Here is a 20,254-nt window from a genome sequence, read left to right as displayed (position 1 = left end):
TCAGCCCTCCACCAACTCGTCGACGGACGACGCCGCGGAAACCGGCTCACCCAGCACCGCGGTCACCAGCCCACGACCGCGCTCGCTGAGCGCGTACATCACCAACTTCCCGTCCCGGCGGGAGGTGACCAGTCCCGCGGTTCTGAGCTGCCGCAGGTGGTGCGAGACCAAGTTCTGCGCGTGCCCGGTCACCCACGACACGTCACACACGCACAGTTCCCCACCGCTGTACAGCCCGGCGGCGATGGTCAGCCGAGTCGGGTCACCCAAGGCACGCGCCCCAGCGGCGGCGAGCTCCACCGCCGGCAGATCCGGTAGCCCGGACCGGATCTCCTCAGCGTGCGGCAGATCCAGGCACAACAGGTCGCAGGTGTCGTCTCGCTCCACAGCCATATCAACATACTAATGCATGTTGAATCGTTCGGGGAAGGTGCGCGTCAGCCTCGCCGCACCTGGATGGCTAACGCGTGCCCTGGGATCGGCTGCGCCACCACACTGCCGCTGCCACGACCACGGGCACGGCGGCAGCGGCGATCGCGAACCCACCGGCGAGGTGCTGGTGTGCGAGCACGTCGCGGAGCCAGGGCAGGCCTAGCCCGCGGTAGTAGGGCTCGCCGATCGCCCTATCCGATTGCGTCAGGAAATTCCCCAGACCAACGAGGAACGCGCCGACGCCGACCAGAGCCAACACCCTGCTTGCCCGGGAGGCCGCTGCGGGAACGGGGTCGAGCCCCAGTGCCGACCAGAACAGCACGCAACCGAACAGCAGGAAGCCGCCGCGCAAGACCGGTTGGAGCCAGAACTCGTAGATCGCGGTTTCCAGCCAGCCCGAGAAGTACACGACGGAAAACAGGACCGACAACACCGCGGCAGCGATGAGCGGGTTCGCCAGCCTGCGCACCAACGCTGTGTTGCGGATGTTCCGCGCCCACTCCCGCGGCCCGGGCGCGGTGGCGTCGTCGGAACGGAGTGTTCGCTGAAGGAGCCTCAGCGGGGCCGCTGCCATCAGCAAAGCGGGGGCGACGACGGCCAGCAGCAGCCAGCCTCCCATTTGGACGCTCGGCAACGCGGGCATGTAGCGACCGATTCCCGACGAGGTCGCAAGCATCACCGTGGCACACCCAGCGAGCCACGACAGGGTCCGAACGCCAGGCCATGCCCCGGATCGTTGGCACAGGCGGCGCACCGCCAACAGGTAGAGCGCCGCCGCGACGGCGGCGAGAACTCCGTAGATCAAGTCGAAACGCCAGCCCAGGGCCAGCTTCGCCAGCGTCGGCGGCCCGTTGAGGGTGTAGCCGATCAGCTCTTCGGTGCGCGAAGCAACGCCGGCTTCGCCGCCGGGCGGCGGTGTGCGCCCCAGCGCCACCGCGGCCGCGACGGTGGTGAGCATCACCAGCACCTCGATCGACCCCATCCGCAGCAGGCTCGCCACCGAGCCGTCCCGGGTCACCGCATCCACGGCCCGGGATCGCTGGCGATATCCCACGACGCCCAGCACCACCAACGCCGCTGATTTGATCAGGATGAGCAGTCCGTAGTTCGTGCTCACCAGAGCCGACGGCGCGATCCGCGTGGCCGCGTTGATCACCCCCGAAGCAGCCATCACGATCCAGCACACCAGCGCCAGGTTCGAAAATCGTCGAGCAACCAAAGCCAGGTGCGCGCCACGGCGGGCAGCATGCGCGAGCAGAGCCACCAGGCCACCGATCCACAACGAGGCACCCACGAGGTGATACAGCAGACTGCTCGTGGCGAGGTCATGAGCACCACTGGCCGAGTGCCCCGTGGCCACCACCGGCAACAACCCAGCCACAGCGCACAGCAGCAACACCGCTGCGCTCGTCCAGGACAACGCCACCCGGCAGCCGATAGCCACCACGAGCGCGACCCCGGCGGTCAGCAGCCACGACTTGGCTTGTTCGATCGCGTCGATCAAACCGAACAACACCACCGGGTCGGCCAGCTCCAGCAGCGGCCGACCCGAGGCGTCAGCAGCCAGCAGCGGCGCCACCCACAGGGCAGCGACACACCACACCGCCGCCGACCAACCGGCGGCACGCACCGCGGCGTAACCATCCGCGGCGATCATCCCGGATCGTCCCGGCGGGATGGCGAAGGCCGCCAGCCACAGCGACCCGATGCACACCACGGCCCCGAGATCAGCCAGCACCCGCATCATCGGAAGCCCGTAACGCACCAGCGCACCGGGATCGGGCAGCCCGTAGATCGCGTACGCATCACCGGCGAACACACCGGTCAGTGCCATACCCAGCACGACGGCGAGAGCACCGCAGATGGCCACCAGCGCACCGAGATCACGCGAACGCGTCGAGCCCCGCGACGAGGTAGGCGCAGCCCGGTTCGAGGTGGCTGCACGAGGCGCATCCGTGCTGTCACCCTGCGCGGTATCGGGACCCGATGATGCTTGTGACATGGCCCTACATCTCCGAGGAAGAAAAACTGGTTTGGTCAGATCGGGAGGGTGAACCCGGCGATGGGGATGCGGAGCCACGCCAGCATCGCGCCCCACAAGCCGCTGAGGAGCAACACTCCGACGGTGATCAGCAGGACTCCGCCGGTGATCTGAACGGCGCGAACGTTGCGGCGCAGCCAGGAGGTCATCGTCATCGCCCAGCTGGCTCCGGCCGCCAGCGCCAGAAACGGCAGACCGAGCCCTGCGGCGTAGGCGATGACCAGCACCACACCCCGCACGGTGGTGCCGGTTCCCGCGGCCAACGCGATCACACCCGTCAACGTCGGCCCCAGGCACGGCGTCCAACCCAGACCGAAGATCGCACCCAGCACCGGTGCTCCCGCAAGACCGGCGCGGGGAAGACGATGCACGCGGTACTCGCGCTGCAACGCCGGCACCAGACCCACGAACGCCAGACCCATCACGATCGTGACCGCCCCGCCGATGCGTTGCAGCAGAAGTTCGTTGCGCAGCAACGCATCCGAAACACCCAGCACCACCACTGCCGCCAAGGCGAACACCACGGTGAAACCAGCCACGAACAGCCCGGTCGCCAGAACCAGCCGGCCGCGCCCGGTGCGGCTTCCCTGCTCGCCATCAACACCGGCGGTGTGACCCGTGCCGGCAAGTCCTGCCAGATACGCCAGGTAGCCCGGCACGAGAGGCAGTGCACACGGTGAAGCGAACGAAATGATGCCCGCCAGCAACGACAGCACAACAGCCAGCAGCACCGGGCCGTTGATCACGAACTCGGTCATGGATCAACCGGCTCCTCACTGGACACGCGACGAGACCGGCGCCCGCAGGCCACCGGGGTCGGCCCTGCGCCCAGCCCCGCCAGCAGGCCTCGCCGTCGAATGGGTACGGTAAGCACCGTCAACTATGCGGTCTAGGTGATGGCGAGGTCGCGGCGGGGGTCGCCGAAAGGCCTCCCCTCTGCCAGATCCCTTTCAGCAACAAGAGGTGACAGACATGAGTTCACGCCGCCCCGGCAGCCCTCATCGACGGCCGCTGTGGCTGCACCGATTTGGTGCCGTGACGACGCTGCTCATCCTCGGGTTCCTCACCGCGCAGGCCACGGCCTCCGCGCACGCGAGCTTGATCGGCAGCGATCCGGTTCAAGGGGCGGCCTTGCCGCAGCCGCCCGCCTCGGCTCGGCTTACCTTCAGCGACCCGGTGGATCCCCAGTTCGTCAGCGTTTCCCTCACCGATCAGGACGGTGGTCACCCCCAGCTACCCGCGCCGAGCGTGGCCCAGAACGAGGTGACCCAGGCCCTGCCGGAACTGACCAACGGTGGCTACACGCTGGCCTACCGCATCGTCTCCGCCGACGGCCACCCCGTGACCGGCCAACTCCAGTTCACCGTGAGCGCCAACACACCAGCCCCAGCCCCGGGCACACCACCGGCTCCGCAGGCGCAGCCGGGTGCCTCCTCCCAACCCGAGGGTCCCTCGTGGGGACTCTGGACGGCAGGAGCGGTCGGCGTCGCCGTACTGATCGCCGGAATCGTCGTCACGATGCGCCGCTTGGGACGAGACCACTAGCAGGAAACCGTTCGATCATCGCCGAACGCGAGGAGTGATGTGGTGAAGGCACGCAACGGCGATCTCCAAGCAGCCGTCCTCGACGTGCTGTGGGCTGCGCAGGACGAACTCACCGTGCGCCAAGTCCAGCAGAGCCTGCTCGCGACCCGAGAGCTGGCCTACAACACGGTGTTGACCGTCCTGGACACCCTGTTCAAGAAAGGGCGCGTTCAGCGTCGGCTCGTCGGCCGTGCCTTCGTCTACTGGACCACCGATTCCCGGGAGGCCCACACCGCCGAGGTGATGGCGCGCGCGTTGGACAGCAGCGGCGACCGCTCCGCTGCGCTGTTGCACTTCGTCGGCCAGATCAGCGAGGAGGATCTCGCTGCACTGCGGGCCCTGGTGGACTCCGATGAGGACGGATCGGACTCATGAGCCCGCCCGCGATCGGCTTGTTGAGCGGGGCGCTGCTGGTCGGCATCACCGCACCCACCTTGCTGCTCCGGCAGCGCGGGCTGCTGGCCGCTCCCCGACTGGGCTTGGCGGCGTGGTTCGGTGCTGCCGGTGCGATCCTGGTCATGCTCGTGCTGGCCGGTCCCATCACCCTGCTCGACCCGCGGGTGGAAGCCGCACCACTGGCCGCCTCCGACGTTCGGTCGTTCGTCGCCGGTTGCGTGGGCCTGTTGCACCGCCCCGGCGTGCCCTCGCTCATCACCGCGCTCGTATCCACCGGTGCCACGGCCTACATCGCCGTCGTTCTCACGCGGCACGCGCTGCGCAGCCATCGGGACAACGAGGCGCACCGAGCCGAACTCCGCACGCTCGGCACGCCTGATCCGCACACGGGAATCATCGTCGTAGAGCACGCACGCCCGCTGTGCTACTGCCTGGCCGGACGCCCGCGACACATCGTCCTCAGCACTGCCGCCCGCGACACGCTGTCGGTCGCCCAGCTCGACGCGGTCCTCGCCCACGAACGCGCGCACCTGACCGGCCATCACCACGTGCTACTGACGCTGGCTCGCGGGCTGTCCACCGCGCTGCCCTTCCTGCCGTTGTTCCGCGCGCTGCCCGAACAGGTTGAACTCCTCGTCGAGCGCCTCGCCGACGAACGCGCCGGCACGTCGTGCGGTCGCAGCACCGTCGCGCGCGCCTTGGTGCGCATGGCCACCCACAGCCTGCCCGACACGGCCCTGGGAGCCACTGGCGGCAACCTCACCACCCGCATGACCTACCTCCTGCACCCCACCGCCGCGCACCTCGGACCGTCGGCGATGGTGCTCTCCCCCGCAGTGGCACTGGCCATCGCCCTCGGCCCCACCGCCCTGCTCACTCTCGCCTGCCAACTGAGCTGGGCCCCCTAGCCACACACGACACCCTGCCGCCGAAAACCAGGACACCACCACATGACCAAGAACCTCAAGATCACCCTCGCCGTGATCGCCGCCGCGATCATCAGCTTCGGCGCCCTGCTGGCGTTCACCAACGGAAGTTCCACCCGGCCAGCCGCCACCGACAGCCCACAACCACAGGCCGCACCGGCCGAGGTGCTGGTTCGCCCAGACAGCCACCGCCTGTCCGCCTCCCCTGACGGCAAGGTCACGCTGGTCGAGTTCCTCGACTTCGAGTGCGAGGCGTGCAAGGCGATGTTCCCCGTCGTCGAGCAGCTGCGGCACGAATACGGCGACCGCATCACCGTCGTCGCCCGTTACTTCCCGCTGCCCGGCCACCCGAACTCCGGACCGGCCGCGCTGGCGGTCGAGGCCGCCGCACAACAGGGCGCGATGGAGCCGATGTACCGCAAGATGTATGAAACCCAGGAGCAGTGGAGCCACAAGAACGTCTCCCAAGCAGAGACGTTCGTCGGATACGCCCGCGAACTCGGACTCGACATCGACCGCTTCCGGCAAGCCGTGAACGACCCCGCCACCATCGATCGCGTCCAGCGAGACCTCGACGACGGCGCCGCCCTCGGCGTGCAAGGCACCCCCACCCTGTTCCTCAACGGACACCAGTTGCCGTCGATGCCCTCCTACAATGAACTCAAGTCCCGGATCGACGCCGCCCTGGCCAGGTAACCATGTCGACGACACCATCCAGCACATCCGCCACAGTGGACACTCCCCGTGGCGACACAGCCTCCCGCGCACTTCCCTACGTGCTCACCATCGGCGGGGCCATTGGCTTACTCCCCGCCTTCATCCTCACCATCGAAAAGATCGCGCTGCTCAAAAACCCCGGCTACACGCCAACGTGCAGCATCAACCCCATCTTCTCCTGCGGGTCGATCATGTCGACCCCGCAGGCCGAAGCCTTCGGGTTCCCCAACCCTCTGATCGGAATCGGCGGCTTCGCCGTCGTCACCACCATCGGCGTCGCCAGCCTCGCAGGCGCCCGCTTCCCCCGCTGGTTCTGGCTCGGCCTGCTCGCCGGCACCACCTTCGGCGTCGTGTTCGTGCACTGGCTCATCGCCCAAAGCCTCTACAGCATTCAAGCCCTGTGCCCCTACTGCATGATCGTCTGGGTCGTCACCATCCCGATCTTCTGGTACACGGCCCTCAACACCGCCCAACACCACCTCAAGCCGTCGTCGGGCGTCCACACGGCCGTCAAGAAGCTGGCCCAGTACCACACCGCGTTCCTCACCATCTGGTACCTGGTCCTCGTCGCGCTAGTGCTGCAAGCCTTTTGGACGTACTGGAGGACACTCCTCTGACAAGCCGTACGACGACAAGCGTGGGCCCCTTCCCACTACCCCAGCACCGCTTCCTAGACCTAGCCCCGACGCCCCACTGCGCGTGAGCGCTGTTGAAATGTGGTCCCGCATCAGCGAGGCGGCCAGCTCACTGACGAGCGGGACGAGTTCAGAACCACATTCGAAAATTCGGCCGGTACACAGCGGTTTCGTACACTGGGACATGGATTTCACCTGGCGATGACGACTGGGCTGGTTCGTGCGGTGTAGGCCACGGCCGGGATGATCGCGAGCGCGAGGACTCCGCCCAGGATCGTGAGCGTGGCGTAGTCGCTGCCGGCGACGACGAGCCCGGAGGCCATGCCGCCGCCCGCACCGGAGAGGGCGATGGCAACGTCCACCGTCCCCTGGGTCTTGGCGCGGGTGGCGAGCGGAACGGTGTCGGTGATGATCGCCGTGCCGCTGACGAGGCCGAAGTTCCAGCCGAGACCGAGCAGCCCGAGGGCCAGCGCCAAAAGGACGACCGAGTGCGGCGGGGCGAAAGCGGCGAGCAACCCGGCCGCCAGGAGGGTGACCGCCGCGGCAGTAGCCACGGGCAGGCGGCCGAACCGGTCGGCGAGCAGACCGCTGATCGGCGAGGGCAGGTACATGCCCGCTACGTGCACCGCGATGACGACTCCGGCCGCACCCACGCCGTGGCCGTGGTGCTGCATGTGGATGGGGGTCATGGTCATGATGCCGACCATCACGAGCTGCGTGAGGACCATGACCGACGCGCCCAGCACGAGTCGACCGCTGCCTCCGGCAACACCGGAGGGGTGGTGCTGCGCACTGAGGTCGGCCGAGTCCGTCTCCTGTGGAGTGCCGGAGGCGAATTCGCGTGCGGTGAGCAGCGGGTCCGGCCGCAGCATCACCCAGAGCACGAGACCCGCAGCAGCGTAGGCGACCACGGCGAGCAGGAAGGGCCCGGCCAACTGCGGGATGTTGAGCGCGTCGGCCAGGTCGCCGGTGATCGTGGCCAGGTTCGGTCCGGCGACGGCGCCGAGCGTGGTGGCCATCAGCACGGTGCTCACGGCCCGTCCGCGGTGCTGCTCGGGTGCGAGATCGGCTCCGGCGTAGCGGGCTTGGAGGTTGGCGGCGGTGCCCGCGCCGTAGACGAACAGCGCGAAGAACAGCAGGGACACGTTGCCGAGAGCGGCTGCCGCGACGACGCCGAGGCTGCCGACAGCGCCGGCGCCGTAGCCCAGCGATAACCCCGCGCGCCGACCCCACCGCTGCGAGAGGCGTCCGACGAAGACGGCAGCGGCGGCGGAGCCGATGGTGAACAGAGCACTGGGAAGACCGGACAGACCGGTGCTGCCGAGCATGTCCTGGGCCAGCAGCGCACCGACGGTGATACCGGCGGCGAGCCCGGCTCCGCTGAGGACCTGGGCGGCGACAAGCACCCCCACGACACGACGGTGAGCGGGGTGAACAGCGACGTTCGACACGGCATGCCTTTCAGGAACCGGATGGGTGAGCCGATGCGTCAGCGCGCGGTGGTCTGGGTGATCCGCCACAAGCGGCGCGGGAGCTGACCTTCCTCGAAGGAGTAGACCTCGCGCAGGGTCCATCCGCGGGCGAGCGCGGTGACGAGGTCGTGGCCGAAGAAGTGCACGGCGAAACCGCCGTGTTCGTAGATGTTGTCGCCGTGGTCGATGCCCGTGCCCCAGTGGGCGTCGCCGGTGTGGCGCGCGGTGTAGACGAGCGTGCCGCCGGGTCGCAGCACGCGCCGGATCTCGGCGACCAGCGCGTGGATGTCGCTCGTGGACAGCGCCATGCACAGCAGCATGTGCGCGAACACGCCGTCCACGCTGCCGTCGGGCAGGGGAATGGGGTCGCGGACGTCGTGCACGGTGGTCGCCACGCGCTCCGCAACCCCGATCTCGCGCGACCGCGATCGGAGCTGGTCGAGCCCGTCGCGGCTGAAATCCATCGCATGCACGGTGAAACCGCGTGCAGCGAAGTGCAGGCTGTCGCGGCCGTGCCCGGACCCCAGCTCCAGCACGGTGGTCGCCCGCTCGGCGGCGAAGACCTCGGCGGCGTGCCGCGCGGGCGCGGAGGGTTGCTCGCCGTACATGTGGGGGTTGCTGCGGTAGACCGACTGCCAATGCGTGCGCTGAGCTCGAGCCAGCTCGGCGGTCATCCTGCCTCCTGTTCGCTGTGACTGCTGACCGCGTGCTCGCGGTGTCGGGCTCAGGCGATTTCCACCGGCAGTTCGGCGAGCCGCCATTCGAGCATCCCGTCGGCCAGGCGCCGGGCGCTGCGGCCGCGGGCGCTGAGCAGACGCACCGCGTCGTGCGCAAGGACGCAGTAGGTGCCCCGGCAGTAGGCGACGATCTCCTGATCGGCCGGGATGTCGTCGAGCCTGTCGGCGAGCTCCTCCACCGGGATCGAGACCGCGCCAGGGATGTGCCCGGCCTCGTACTCCTCGCGAGGGCGCACGTCGAGGACGACGACCTCTCCGCGCTGGGCGCGCTGCAGCAGTTCGTCGCGGGTGACCTGCTCGGCGTCGTCGGGCCCCAGGTAGGCGGCGCTGGCCGCGTCGACGTCCGGCAGGTGCGCGCTCGCAACCGTGCGCACCAGCGCGTACAAGGCGGCCACGTCGCTGCCGGCGAGCCGGTAGTAGATCTTCGTGCCCTCCCGGCGGGTCGCGACCAGGTTCGCCTGCTTGAGCGTCTGCAGGTGCGCCGAGGCGGTCGTCATGCCCAGCTGGGCGGCACGGGACAGCGACTCGACCGTGCGCTCGCCCTGGGCGAGCAGATCAAGCAGCTCCAACCGCTTCCCGCTGCCGAGTGCCTTCCCCACCCGGGCGAACTGGTCGAACAGAGCCGTCTTGGCGTCTCGATCACCCATCATTCTCCAATCATCCTTGGAATAGCGTATAACTAGCACCAGAGCACGCACCACCCCGGATGGGAGACGCCACGATGAGCACGGTGGATCCGGTTCCCCTCGTCGACGAGGGATTGGGAAACTCTGCCTACCTGGTCGACCTGGGCGACTGCCGCGCGCTGGCGGTGGACGTGAGCCTGGACCTGCGCAGCACGTGGCAGGCCGCGCGCCGACGCGGGCTAACACTGGCCTTCGCCGCCGACACGCATCTGCACGCCGACTTCGTCTCCGGTTCGCGACAGCTCGCCGCCACCGAAGGCACCCGCGTGCTCGCCTCCGCCGCCGGGCACCGGGAGTTCGCCCACACCGGCCTGCGCGACGGCGATGAGGTCGACCTCGGCGGATTGCGCCTGCGGGCGCTGGCCACACCGGGGCACACCCACGAGCACCTGTCGTTCCTGCTGCTCGATGGCGACCGGCCTGCCGGGGTGTTCACCGGCGGATCCCTGCTGGTCGGCGCCGCGGCACGCACCGACCTCGTCGCGCCGGATCAGACCGAGGCCCTGGCGCGCCGGCAGTATGCCTCGCTGCACCGGCTGGCCGAGCTGCCCGACGAGCTCGCGGTGTGGCCCACCCACGGAGCCGGATCGTTCTGCTCCGCACCTCCCGGAGCGCAGCGCACCAGCACCATCGGCGCGGAAAAGACCCACAACTCCCTGCTGCGAGCCGAGAACGAAGACGCGTTCGTGACCGACCTACTCGATTCGCTGGGCAGCTTCCCGCCCTACTTCCTGCGACTGCCCGAGCACAACCGGCGCGGACCCGCCGTGCTCGACACCGACCCCGCGCTGCCCAGCTTGGACGTGGCGCGAGTGCGATCGCTGCGAGCTGACGGCGCACAGGTCATCGACGTGCGCCCGGTGCGCCAGTTCGCCGCCGGTCACATCCCCTGTGCTTTGTCGATCCCGCTGCGCCCGGTGTTCGCCTCGTGGCTGGGCTGGCTGGCCGACCCCGAGCGTCCGCTGGTGATCGTGCGATCGGACGACCAAGATCCAGCGGAAATCGCCTGGCAAGCCGTCAAAATCGGCTACACCAACCTCGCAGGCGAACTGGCCGGCGGCATGCCCACCTGGACCGCCGCCGACCAGCCCACCACCACGACCCGCCTAGTCGACGCCGACGAGATCACCCGCGAGCACGTCGTGGACGTGCGCCAGGACGCAGAATTCACCGCCGGGCACATCCCCGGAGCCACCCACGTCGAACTGGGCGCGCTGTCCGACATCGCGGACTCGCTGCCCCGAACGCCGACGGTGGTGATGTGCGGGCACGGCGAACGCGCGATGGGGGCCGCCAGCCTGCTCGAACAAGCCGGGCACCGCGACCTCGCCGTCCTCGAAGGCGGTCCCGACGACTGGGCCGAAACCACCGGAGGTTCCCTGGAAGGCGGAGCATGAGCTCCACCGGTCTGCGTTTGGGGTTGCGCGCCAACCTCGCCCAGTTCAGCCTGCTCGTCCTCGTCAACGCCCTGGTCGGCGGCATGGTCGGGCAGGAACAAACGGTGCTGCCGCTGCTGGCCGAGCAGGAGTTCCACCTGTCCGGCTACACCTTCCTGCTCACCTACGTGTTCGTCTTCGGGATCAGCAAGGCCGCCACCAACTACTTCGCGGGCACATGCTCGGACCGCTTCGGCCGCAAACCCGTCCTCATCGCCGGCTGGCTCATCGCCCTGCCCATACCGGCCATGCTCATCTGGGCACCGAACTGGGGCTGGATCGTGGCCGCCAACCTCCTGCTCGGCATCAACCAGGGTCTGACCTGGTCCACCACCGTGATCATGAAGATCGACCTCGTCGGCCCCCACCAACGCGGCCTGGCCATGGGCCTCAACGAAGCCGCCGGCTACAGCGCCGTGGCGATCACCGCCGCGCTCGCCGGTCACCTCGCCGAGCAGCACGGGTTACGACCGGTTCCCTTCCTACTCGGTGCCGCGTACGTCGTGCTCGCCCTCGCCCTGTCGAGCCTCGCCGTCCGCGAAACCCGGGAGCACGCCCGCCTCGAAGCAGGCCAACCCACACCCACGCCGGGCGTTCGGACCGAACTGACCAATCGGCAGGTCTTCACCCGCACCACCATCACCGACCCGGCCCTGTCCTCGGCGAGCCAAGGCGGCCTGGTCAACAACCTCAACTTCGGCCTGTCCTGGGGCCTGTTCCCCCTGCTGTTCGCCAGCGCCGGACTGACCGTCGACCGCGTCGGCCTCCTCGTCGCCCTCTACCCCGCCGTCTGGGGCGCAGGACAACTCGCCACCGGCGCGTTGTCCGACCGATGGGGCCGCAAGCACCTCATCACCGCCGGCATGCTCACCCAGGCCGCGGCGCTCGCCCTCATCGCACTCGCCAACACCTTCTCGGGATGGGCCCTCGCGACCCTCTTGCTCGGCGCGGGCACCGCCATGGTCTACCCCACCCTGCTGGCCGCCATCGGCGACGTCGCCCACCCCGGCTGGCGCGCCCGCTCCGTCGGCGTCTACCGGCTCTGGCGCGACAGCGGCTACGCCGCAGGCGCCGTCCTCGGCGGCATCGTCGCCGACCTCGCCGACCTCCGCGCTGCCGTCTGGGCCGCGGCCGCCCTCAGCCTCGCCTCCGGAATCAGCATCGCCATCCGCATGTACGAAACCCACCCCCAAACCCACCGCACCGCCTCGGACGCACCATGAACCCCGCAGCATCGTCGAGTTCAGCCCTCCAAACCCGGACCCCGACCTCATCGACCGTGTAGCGGCTGACCCTCGTGGGCGGACCCGACTTTGTGACGCGTCGAACTAAGAACCCGAATGCGCGGATTGTTGGGCTCCGTTTTGCCGCTGTGCGCGCCATCCGTGGCGGGTCAGGCCGCGCGGTTTGAAAACCGACAGACCGATCGCGACGAGCAGCACCACCGCTGCGGCGCCGGCGTCGGCGATGACCTGGATCTGCGTAGCGGTGTGGGCACCGGTCAAGCCGGATTCGGCGGCCAGGTCCGCCAGGTGGCTCACCGGCCGCATGTGCACGAGCAGCACCGCGGTCGCCAGCACGGTGATCACGAGCTTCAGCAGGACCCAGTAGTGCCGGAACAAGCCCCAGGACGTGCCCAGCGACTGAACGAGACCGGTGATCAGCGAGGCGAGGCTCAAGGGCACGAGGACGTACCAGCCAGTCAGCTCCATCGCGAGATACGCCGCCCGCGCCAGCTCGGCATCGCCGCTGGACAGACCGGCGATCGCGAGCGCGAGGAACGCTCCCACCGCCCCGAGCCAGCCGACGGAGAACGCGACGTGCGCGGTCAGCGCGACCTTGCGCACCCCCGGAGGCATCACGGCAGGTGGCTCCCCATGCCGCCGCCCGCGAGGTGCACCACCACGAACAGCACGAGCAGCGCCAAGCCGATGAGGGCGAAGATCTTCACCCAGCGCGGGGACGCGTGACCGTCGTCCGCGTCGCGGTCTTCTGGGGGTAAGGGTGCGTCAGCCATGTCGTGTCCTCGGTGCTCGCTTCGTCGGTATTTTACGATACACCGTGTCTACACCATGACGTCGAGTGTCGGACGTGGCGGTGCGTATAGTCATTGGCGTGCCGAGGTTGTGGAACGAGACGGTGGAGGCGCACCGGCGGGAGGTCGGTGGCGCGATCCTGGACGCCACTGCGGAGCTGGTGGCCGAGCAGGGCTTGCGCGCGGTCACGATGTCGCAGATCGCCGAGAAGGCGGGCATCGGACGAGCCACGCTCTACAAGTACTTCCCGGACGTCGAGGCGATCCTGTTCGCCTGGCACGAGCGCCAGGTCTCCGAGCACCTCCAGCACCTCGCCAAGATCGGCCACGGCGCTGGTAGCCCGGGCCAACGACTCAAAGCCGTGCTGGAGGAGTTCGCGCAGATCTCCCAGCAGCGGCACGGCACCGAACTCGCCGCGCTGCTGCACCGCGGCGAGCACGTCGCCGACGCGCAGCAACACCTGACCCACTTCATCCAGCACCTGCTGGCCGAGGGAGTGCGCACCGGCGAGTTCCGCGACGACGTGGCACCCGGCGAGCTGGCGAACTTCTGCCTCCACTCACTCACAGCCGCCGCCAGACTGCCATCCAAGGCAGCCACGCGACGACTCGTCGCGGTCACGATGGCAGGACTGCGGCCAGACTGACCGATCGCAGCCGTGTCAGTGCTGCGAAGCGGTGCCCTCGGCGCAGTCTTGGCCCTGAGACGGCGAGGATCGCGCGTGCACCAGTCGTCGCGCGAGCCACCCCACGAAAACCAAGGCGACGACCGCAAGTGCGAACCAGATCGCGGGCATCCAGCCATCACCGGCAGTCAGGGCGCTGCCTGCGGTGATGTAGGCGATGTTGGCGGGCAGAGTGCCCACAGCCGTTCCTGCGAGGAACGGCAACAAGCGCACCCGGGTCACACCGGCGCCGTAGTTGACCACCCCGTAGGGAAGCACGGGAAGCAACCGGCAGATCACCGTTGCCGTGAAACCTCGCCGCGCGAACGCGGAATCCAGAGCGCTCAACCGCCCCTTGGCAAGGAAGGGCGCAAGGGCCTCACGCCCGAGCAGTCGCGCGATGCCGAACGCCAGCCCCGCCCCCAGCACGGTGCCCGCCACCACCACGGGTACGGCGACCGGCAGGGTGAACAAGATTCCGGCGATGACGGACAACGCGGGCCTCGGCGTGAACACGAGTGCGGCTACTCCGAACAACAGCACGAACAGCAGGGGCCTCCAGGCGCTGCTCTCGCCGCGCCAGGTTCGGATGTCCAGCAGTGGCGTATCGGGCCCGAGCCACCATCCGACGGCCAGGGCAACCGCGAGCCCGATGACGAGAACGGCGAGACGCAGCAATGGCGAGCCGGCCACGGCTGAGATCTTCCTGATCGAGGACATCACCACTGCTCGCACCCAGCGCTTGAAGTTCAAGGCGTCGACGTTCGACGACGGCCGCCCACTGTAGCCGTGGGTAGCGCCGCCAGGTGCGTTCCGCGTGAGGTCCGCCCGCGCAACCCTCCCCCTGCGTCTGGATACCCGCCCGGGGTATGATTGTGCGCATGCACGTGCGGTCCCGGGTCGTCCGGTGGGGGCTGTTGATCGCCCTCGCACTGGGTGTGGTGCTCATGCACCACACGCCGGGCCCGCATGTCTCCGCGAGCCCCCCAGCGCACACCCATGCGATGAGCGCGGCGCCGGCCACGGCCGCATCCGAAGGCGGGTGCGAGTGTGCCCACTCCGGCGAGCACAGCGGTGGCCCGATCTCGTCCGGCCATGACGCGTTGCATCTGTGTCTGGCGATCCTGATCGGTTTCGCCGTGTTCATGCTCATGGCCTTGCGACGTGGTCCGGGCGCGACCGTGCCCAGCCCGGTCGCGGCCTGGCTCCGCCGGGGTTGCGCAGGCGGCCTCCGATTCCTGTTGCCCGGCGTCTCGCCGTGCTGTGCGTGATGCGGTGCTGATCAACGGCGTTGTCAACCTTTGTTCAAGCATTTGCTTTCGCACCCATCGAGACGTGAGGGATTCTCATGACGAAGCGCACGCGTGTGCTCACCGCAGCGGCGGTTGTCGCCACGGCGGCGGTTGCCGCCGGCTGTTCCGGCGGTGACGACATGGCGAACATGCCGGGGCACGGGACACCGCCCAGCGCCGGCCAGCAGCAGACACCGGCGCAGGCCGCGCACAACCAAGCGGATGTGGCCTTCGCCCAGGGCATGATTCCGCACCACCAGCAGGCCATCGACATGTCGCGCATGGCGTTCGACCGCGCGCAGTCTCCGGAGGTCAAGAAGCTGGCCGAGCAGATCCAGGCCGCGCAGAGCCCGGAGATCGACAAGTTGACCGGGTGGCTGCAGAGCTGGGGTGCCGAAGCGCCTTCCGGGATGCAGGGAATGGATCACGGTGGACACGGCGGTCACGGCGGCTCTGGCGGCGGGATGATGTCGCCGGAGGAGATGGGCCAGCTCGGCCAGTCCTCGGGCGCGGAGTTCGACCGGGCGTTCCTCTCGATGATGATCAAGCATCACGAAGGGGCGATCGAGATGGCCCGGACCGAGCTCAGCGCCGGGCAGTACCCCGAGGCCAAGCAGATGGCGCAGCAGATCATCGACGCCCAGCAAGCCGAGATCAACACCATGAAGCAGCTTCTTGCCCCGGCCTGACCTCACCTGGCCCGCTTGGGGGAAGACACCTGCTCTCCCCCAAGCGGGCACGCTCAGCGCCTCGTTGCTGTGGACGTAGGGCTCACGAGAACCTCGCTGTTGGGATCGCCCATCACAGCCACCTCACGCGCGCCATTCATTCAACCCACCGCAAATACCCGCCCGAACGGTTAAGCCCGACCTGATTCGAGCCCGCAATGCACCGATTTCCCAAGCCCGACATCAACTCCCGGATCCATCGTGTGAGAGATGGCATACCGCTTCGCGACCTCTCGACGACGTCTCTAGTGTGGTGCCCGTGAAGGCATCAACGGCACGGCAACACGGCCTGGGGAAGTGGCTCGCACTTCCCCTGCTCGTGCTGGGCTTTCTCCTCGTTCCCCTCGTGCTTCTGCCGGCACACGCGCTTCCCGGGCACGCGGCGATGATGTCGCTGTCGAATTCGGCGAGTGCGCACCACGGTGACGCGGCCGGACACACGCACGACCACGACACCCACCTGCCCGCGGCCTCAGATGCAGCCGCCACCAGCCACGACGGCGGTCAGGACCACGGGGCCCCGTATTGTGATGCCGGGCCGGATTACAGCGCCGCTGCGCCGACCAGGCAAGTCAATACCCCTCAGGACCTGGGTTTCCTCCTTCTGACCCTCGCCTTCGCTGCGACCGCGGTCGCAGCCTTGTTCGCTGAGCCGGCGTGGGCTCCGCGGCTCCGGCATTGGTTCTCCCGTCCACCGTGGAGACAATCCGGAACCGCTTTCCTCCACTTCGCGTGCATCGCACGAACCTGATTCCCGCATCGGACTCTCGTCCAGGTAAATCGCGGGCGAACTCTTCCTGAACGCGCACATTCCTCGTGTTGTGCCTTCGCCTGCCTGAATTCGTTTGCCTGGACGGGACGTCCTTTCGCGCGACGGTGACGCGGCCCCGCTGTAGCCGGTTTTTCGGGCACACCTGCGTCGTCGTATGCGCATCGGTTCACGCTTTCCGCTCTTTTCACCGCGGTGGCGCCCCGACGTGCGCCCCGAAAACTTGGAGGTTCGCAGTGATCCACGACTCGGTGATCGGTTGTGTCGGCTCAACCCCGATGGTGCGACTCAACCGCTGTTTCCCCGAACCCGACGTGGAAGTACTCGCCAAACTGGAGATGCTCAATCCGGGTGGCAGCATGAAGGACCGCCCGGCGCGATTCATCATCGAACAAGGGCTGTCCGACGGGACGCTGCGTCCCGGGATGCGGCTGGTGGAAAGCACCTCCGGCAATCTCGGCATCGCACTGGCCATGGCCGCCGGATTGCACGGCCTGTCGTTCACGGCCGTGGTCGATCCCAAGACCTCGCCGACGAACCTGCGCCTGCTGGAGCTCTTCGGTGCCGACGTGGAGATGGTGACCGAGCGTGACGCCGCGGGCGGATACCTGCACTCCCGCGTGCAACGTGCGAGCGAGCTGGTGGCGTCGATCCCGAACGCGACCCAGATCAACCAGTACGCCAACGACCTGAACTGGCGCTCCTACCACGAGACAGCGGGCGAGGAGATCCTCGACGCCGTCGACGGCCCCATCGACTACCTGGTGGCCGCGGTCTCCACCACCGGCTCCATCCAGGGCATCGCGCGACGCCTGCGCAAGGACCACCCGGACCTCAAGGTCGTGGCCGTCGACGCCGTCGGCTCGGTCATCTTCGGCACCCCCTCCGGGCCGCGACAGATCCCGGGCTTCGGGGCCAGCCGCGTGCCCGAGATCTACCACCCGGAGGACATCGACGATGTCCTGCACGTCGCCGACGCCGAGTCGGCCGCCGGGTGCCGACGCCTGCTGGCCACCGAGAAGGTCTTCGCGGGCGGGTCCTCGGGCGCGGTCATCGCCGGAATCGAGCACCTCGTCTCCCGACTGGAGGGACCGGCGCGCATCGTGACGGTGCTGCCCGATCGCGGTGAGCGCTACCTCGACCTGGTCTACAACGACGAGTGGGTCGCCAACCTGCCCGACCCGTGGCAGGAGCCCGAGGTGGTGTCACCGTGACCCGCACCCTGCAGGCCCAACCCCCGGGCAACGCCTCAGAGGATCACGCCGATTCTGCCCGCGGTCGCGGGCGGAACCTCCTCCTGCTGTGGGCCGGACAGTTCATCAACACCGCCGGGTTGATGATGCTGGTGCCGATCATGCCCTTCTACCTGGAGCAGATCGGCACCACGGGCGTTGCCGAGACTCAGACCTGGGCCGGGGTGGCCATCGCCGCCCCGGCCCTGGCCCTCACGGTCGCCACCCCGCTGTGGGGCAGGCTGGGCGATCGCATCGGCCGCAAGTGGATGGTGGTGCGCGCACTGCTGGGCTTGGCGGTGGCCATGGTCGTCATGGCCACCGCCAGCACACCCCTGCTGCTCGTGGCCGGACGGTTGCTGCAAGGCACGCTCGGCGGCGTCGTCGAGGCCGCCGCAGCGTTCGCGGGCTCGACCGGCACCGATAAGAAACGCGGCTCCGCGCTCGGCAAATCCTTCAGCGCCACCGCAGCGGGAGCGCTGGTCGGTCCCATCGCCGGTGGTCTCGTCGTCGGTTCCGACGGCTTGCAGCAGCTCATGTTCGCCATCGCCGCCGCCGCAACCGTGCTCGCCCTCGCGTGCGCGCTGGGCCTGCGCGAACCCGACCGGGATCCCGCAGGCGAGGCACGCGACGACAAAACCGGGCGACCCCGTCGTCGTGCCTCGGTCATGCAGGTTCCGGGGGCCGCGGTGCTGGCACTCGCGGCGATCGGCACCTACTTCGGCGTCTACGGCCTCATCCCCATCTACGCCGAACACATCCAAGGCGTCGTCACCGACCGGAGCACGGCCAGCACGTGGGTCGGCGTCCTGCACTCGGTGATGTGGGGCGCGACCCTGCTCGGCTCGTTCTGGTGGGGCAAGCACAACGACCTCACCGGACGGCCACTGCGCACCTTCGCACTCACCGGCGCCGGGTGCGCGGCAGCCATCGCCGCCGTGTCCCTTCCGCTGGATCCCTTCGCGATGATCCCGTTCCGTCTGGTGCAGGGCTTCTGCTTCGCCGCGCTCGCCCAATCACTGTTCCTGCACTTCAGCAGGCACGCGCCCGGTGAGCACAAGAGCGGGTTCGTCAGCACTGCCAACAGCTACTTGCTCATCGGCCAATCCGCCGGCCCGCTGCTGGCCGGCCCGCTGGTCGGGTTCGTCTCGACGCCCGCTGCCGTGCTCGTCATGGCAGGCGCCTGTGGGCTCGGGGCGTTGTTGGCTCTCAAGCCCGCTATGGCTGAGAAACCCGACCACGATCTCGACGGAGACCCCGAGGATTATGGGGACACGGAACTCATCGAGATCGAGTCGGCCGGGCCGATCCGGGCCGTCACCTCGCCACGCAACGGCGTGGCTGTGGCCCCGTTCCGTGGCTGGCGCATCGGCTCACGCCACCTCGGTTCCCTCGCGGCCCACTACGCCACGCCGTGGAACCCCAACGCGGCTGTCACCCTGACCGACTGGCAGCGTCGCGGCGTGATCCTGCAGGATCGCCAACCCGCGTTCTACGCATACGAGCAGACCGGACCGCGCGGAACCATCCGCGGAGTACTGGCCGCAGTGCACCTGGACAGCGGGCTGCGGACCCACGAGGAGATCATCCCCAACCACGCCGCCGAACTCACCAGGATCATGGACCGCGGCCGAATGAACCTCGACCCGGCCCTGCTCGGGTACTCCGGCGATGGCCGCACGACCCGACACCTCGCCGGCCTCGCGCAGCAGGACCCGGTCACCGACGTCCTGACCGACGACGGACAGTCCCATCGCCTCTGGCGCATCACCGACCACGCGACGCAAGACGAGATCATCGCCGAACTGGACACGCACACGGCCTTCATCGCCGACGGCCACCACCGCTACGCCGCCGCCCGCCAACACCGGCGCTCGGCCTACGCCAACTCCCAGGGCCCCGGCCCGTGGGACTACTTCCCGGGACTACTGGTCGACGTCACCGCAACTCCCTTGCGGCTCGCCCCCATCCACCGGGTCCTACCCCACCTCGATCCACACCACGCGCTCCGAAACGCCTCATCCCAGTTCCGGGTCCACCCGCTGCACGGGCCACTGACGCACTGGCTCGCCGCGCTGAAACGCCACGCACGCACTGGCCCTGCCTTCATCCTGGCCACCCCGCGCGGTGGTTTCCTGCTCACCGAACCACGACCCCGGTTTCTGGACATCGCGCTCAACGGCACCCCACCACCGCTGCGTTCAATGCACGTCGCGGTACTGGACTCGGCTCTGCTCACCCACCTGTGGCGCATCCCCGACCATCCCAGGCACGTTGAGTTCGAACCCCACGCCGCCACGGCCATCCAGACAGCGCGACGCACCGGAGGAGTCGCAGTGCTGACCAACCCGCCGACCCAGCACGACCTCACCACCGCCGCCACGTCTGGAATCCGTCTCCCCCGCAAATCGACGTCGTTCGGACCCAAACCACACCCCGGCCTGGTGTTCCGGACGCTCGACGACCAGTAA

Annotated in this window: 20 protein-coding genes; 11 read left to right on the top strand and 9 right to left on the bottom strand. The window is 68.6% G+C overall.

Annotation, left to right across the window (positions count from 1 at the left end):
• The 3 genes from REH65_RS25265 to REH65_RS25255 form a co-directional block, all read right to left on the bottom strand.
• Entirely contained in the window at window positions 1–393 is a 393-nt protein-coding gene (locus tag REH65_RS25265; protein WP_406689377.1) for an ArsR/SmtB family transcription factor, read from the bottom strand.
• Window positions 394–460: 67 nt separating this feature from the next.
• Window positions 461–2,302 carry a bifunctional copper resistance protein CopD/cytochrome c oxidase assembly protein gene (locus REH65_RS25260; RefSeq protein WP_406689376.1) on the bottom strand — a complete coding sequence of 614 codons (1,842 nt, stop codon included), beginning with the start codon at window positions 2,300–2,302 and terminating at the stop codon, window positions 461–463.
• A gap of 167 nt (window positions 2,303–2,469) precedes the next feature.
• Complete coding sequence (locus REH65_RS25255; protein ID WP_406689375.1) at window positions 2,470–3,231, bottom strand: cytochrome c biogenesis CcdA family protein; 762 nt, start codon at window positions 3,229–3,231, stop codon at window positions 2,470–2,472.
• Window positions 3,232–3,445: 214 nt separating this feature from the next.
• Between REH65_RS25255 and REH65_RS25250 the strand changes: the two genes are divergently transcribed.
• Genes REH65_RS25250 through REH65_RS25230 form a run of 5 tightly spaced genes read left to right on the top strand, consistent with a single transcriptional unit; the run spans window position 3,446 to window position 6,713 of the window.
• Window positions 3,446–4,018 carry a copper resistance protein CopC gene (locus REH65_RS25250; protein WP_406689374.1) on the top strand — a complete coding sequence of 191 codons (573 nt, stop codon included), beginning with the start codon at window positions 3,446–3,448 and terminating at the stop codon, window positions 4,016–4,018.
• A gap of 42 nt (window positions 4,019–4,060) precedes the next feature.
• Entirely contained in the window at window positions 4,061–4,432 is a 372-nt protein-coding gene (locus tag REH65_RS25245) for a BlaI/MecI/CopY family transcriptional regulator (protein ID WP_406689373.1), read from the top strand.
• The gene (locus REH65_RS25240) at window positions 4,429–5,361 is read left to right on the top strand and encodes a M56 family metallopeptidase (RefSeq protein ID WP_406689372.1); all 933 of its coding nucleotides are present in this window, start codon (window positions 4,429–4,431) and stop codon (window positions 5,359–5,361) included. The genes REH65_RS25245 and REH65_RS25240 overlap by 4 nt, the downstream gene beginning before the upstream one ends.
• A 42-nt stretch (window positions 5,362–5,403) precedes the next feature.
• Window positions 5,404–6,075: a DsbA family protein gene (locus tag REH65_RS25235; protein ID WP_406689371.1), complete on the top strand. Its 672-nt coding sequence runs from the start codon at window positions 5,404–5,406 to the stop codon at window positions 6,073–6,075.
• A gap of 2 nt (window positions 6,076–6,077) precedes the next feature.
• Window positions 6,078–6,713 carry a vitamin K epoxide reductase family protein gene (locus REH65_RS25230; RefSeq protein WP_406689370.1) on the top strand — a complete coding sequence of 212 codons (636 nt, stop codon included), beginning with the start codon at window positions 6,078–6,080 and terminating at the stop codon, window positions 6,711–6,713.
• A gap of 209 nt (window positions 6,714–6,922) precedes the next feature.
• Here the strand turns inward: REH65_RS25230 and REH65_RS25225 are convergent, their stop codons facing one another.
• The 3 genes from REH65_RS25225 to REH65_RS25215 form a co-directional block, all read right to left on the bottom strand.
• Window positions 6,923–8,137, bottom strand: a complete 1,215-nt coding sequence (locus REH65_RS25225; protein WP_406693238.1) for an MFS transporter — start codon at window positions 8,135–8,137, stop codon at window positions 6,923–6,925.
• Between the two features lie 83 nt (window positions 8,138–8,220).
• Window positions 8,221–8,877: a class I SAM-dependent methyltransferase gene (locus tag REH65_RS25220; RefSeq protein ID WP_406689369.1), complete on the bottom strand. Its 657-nt coding sequence runs from the start codon at window positions 8,875–8,877 to the stop codon at window positions 8,221–8,223.
• Between the two features lie 50 nt (window positions 8,878–8,927).
• The gene (locus REH65_RS25215; protein WP_406693237.1) at window positions 8,928–9,587 is read right to left on the bottom strand and encodes an ArsR/SmtB family transcription factor; all 660 of its coding nucleotides are present in this window, start codon (window positions 9,585–9,587) and stop codon (window positions 8,928–8,930) included.
• Window positions 9,588–9,661: 74 nt separating this feature from the next.
• Here REH65_RS25215 and REH65_RS25210 point away from each other — a divergent pair, with 74 nt between their 5' ends.
• Complete coding sequence (locus REH65_RS25210) at window positions 9,662–11,023, top strand: rhodanese-like domain-containing protein (RefSeq protein WP_406689368.1); 1,362 nt, start codon at window positions 9,662–9,664, stop codon at window positions 11,021–11,023.
• A complete protein-coding gene (locus tag REH65_RS25205; RefSeq protein WP_406689367.1) occupies window positions 11,020–12,285 on the top strand; it encodes an MFS transporter in 1,266 nt (421 codons plus the stop codon). Before REH65_RS25210 ends, REH65_RS25205 begins: the two co-directional genes overlap by 4 nt.
• A gap of 105 nt (window positions 12,286–12,390) precedes the next feature.
• On the opposite strand, the gene REH65_RS25200 is transcribed toward REH65_RS25205, so the two are convergent.
• Together REH65_RS25200 and REH65_RS25195 are read right to left on the bottom strand one after the other, a co-directional pair.
• Window positions 12,391–12,909, bottom strand: coding sequence for a DUF2269 domain-containing protein (locus tag REH65_RS25200; protein WP_406689366.1), 519 nt, complete (start codon window positions 12,907–12,909; stop codon window positions 12,391–12,393).
• An 11-nt stretch (window positions 12,910–12,920) separates the two neighbouring features.
• Window positions 12,921–13,079, bottom strand: a complete 159-nt coding sequence (locus REH65_RS25195; RefSeq protein ID WP_406689365.1) for a hypothetical protein — start codon at window positions 13,077–13,079, stop codon at window positions 12,921–12,923.
• 98 nt (window positions 13,080–13,177) lie between these two features.
• Here REH65_RS25195 and REH65_RS25190 point away from each other — a divergent pair, with 98 nt between their 5' ends.
• Complete coding sequence (locus REH65_RS25190; protein WP_406689364.1) at window positions 13,178–13,744, top strand: TetR/AcrR family transcriptional regulator; 567 nt, start codon at window positions 13,178–13,180, stop codon at window positions 13,742–13,744.
• A 15-nt stretch (window positions 13,745–13,759) separates the two neighbouring features.
• Here REH65_RS25190 and REH65_RS25185 read toward each other — a convergent pair whose 3' ends face one another.
• Window positions 13,760–14,515 carry a TVP38/TMEM64 family protein gene (locus tag REH65_RS25185; protein ID WP_406689363.1) on the bottom strand — a complete coding sequence of 252 codons (756 nt, stop codon included), beginning with the start codon at window positions 14,513–14,515 and terminating at the stop codon, window positions 13,760–13,762.
• Window positions 14,516–15,110: 595 nt separating this feature from the next.
• Between REH65_RS25185 and REH65_RS25180 the strand changes: the two genes are divergently transcribed.
• The 3 genes from REH65_RS25180 to REH65_RS25170 all read left to right on the top strand — a co-directional run bounded on the left by REH65_RS25180 (window position 15,111) and on the right by REH65_RS25170 (window position 20,254).
• On the top strand, window positions 15,111–15,743 hold the full coding sequence (locus REH65_RS25180; protein ID WP_406689362.1) for a DUF305 domain-containing protein: 633 nt from the start codon (window positions 15,111–15,113) through the stop codon (window positions 15,741–15,743).
• A gap of 1,044 nt (window positions 15,744–16,787) precedes the next feature.
• On the top strand, window positions 16,788–17,765 hold the full coding sequence (gene sbnA / locus REH65_RS25175) for a 2,3-diaminopropionate biosynthesis protein SbnA (RefSeq protein ID WP_406689361.1): 978 nt from the start codon (window positions 16,788–16,790) through the stop codon (window positions 17,763–17,765).
• Window positions 17,762–20,254 (top strand): MFS transporter, encoded by a 2,493-nt coding sequence (locus REH65_RS25170; protein WP_406689360.1) that lies wholly within the window; start codon window positions 17,762–17,764, stop codon window positions 20,252–20,254. Before sbnA ends, REH65_RS25170 begins: the two co-directional genes overlap by 4 nt.

Source organism: Saccharopolyspora sp. ID03-671, from assembly GCF_045278815.1.
Taxonomy (GTDB): Bacteria; Actinomycetota; Actinomycetes; order Mycobacteriales; family Pseudonocardiaceae; genus Saccharopolyspora; species Saccharopolyspora ipomoeae.
Note: the sequence above shows the minus strand (reverse complement) of the source record. Positions and strands in the feature narration are given on the sequence as shown.

Excerpts from the sequence above, each read along its gene's own strand:
- REH65_RS25265 (WP_406689377.1), bottom strand. The coding sequence starts at position 393 with ATGGCTGTGGAGCGAGACGACACCTGCGACCTGTTGTGCCTGGATCTG.
- REH65_RS25255 (WP_406689375.1), bottom strand. The coding sequence starts at position 3,231 with ATGACCGAGTTCGTGATCAACGGCCCGGTGCTGCTGGCTGTTGTGCTG.
- REH65_RS25250 (WP_406689374.1), top strand. The coding sequence starts at position 3,446 with ATGAGTTCACGCCGCCCCGGCAGCCCTCATCGACGGCCGCTGTGGCTG.
- REH65_RS25240 (WP_406689372.1), top strand. The coding sequence starts at position 4,429 with ATGAGCCCGCCCGCGATCGGCTTGTTGAGCGGGGCGCTGCTGGTCGGC.
- REH65_RS25235 (WP_406689371.1), top strand. The coding sequence starts at position 5,404 with ATGACCAAGAACCTCAAGATCACCCTCGCCGTGATCGCCGCCGCGATC.
- REH65_RS25230 (WP_406689370.1), top strand. The coding sequence starts at position 6,078 with ATGTCGACGACACCATCCAGCACATCCGCCACAGTGGACACTCCCCGT.
- REH65_RS25220 (WP_406689369.1), bottom strand. The coding sequence starts at position 8,877 with ATGACCGCCGAGCTGGCTCGAGCTCAGCGCACGCATTGGCAGTCGGTC.
- REH65_RS25215 (WP_406693237.1), bottom strand. The coding sequence starts at position 9,587 with ATGGGTGATCGAGACGCCAAGACGGCTCTGTTCGACCAGTTCGCCCGG.
- REH65_RS25210 (WP_406689368.1), top strand. The coding sequence starts at position 9,662 with ATGAGCACGGTGGATCCGGTTCCCCTCGTCGACGAGGGATTGGGAAAC.
- REH65_RS25205 (WP_406689367.1), top strand. The coding sequence starts at position 11,020 with ATGAGCTCCACCGGTCTGCGTTTGGGGTTGCGCGCCAACCTCGCCCAG.
- REH65_RS25195 (WP_406689365.1), bottom strand. The coding sequence starts at position 13,079 with ATGGCTGACGCACCCTTACCCCCAGAAGACCGCGACGCGGACGACGGT.
- REH65_RS25180 (WP_406689362.1), top strand. The coding sequence starts at position 15,111 with ATGACGAAGCGCACGCGTGTGCTCACCGCAGCGGCGGTTGTCGCCACG.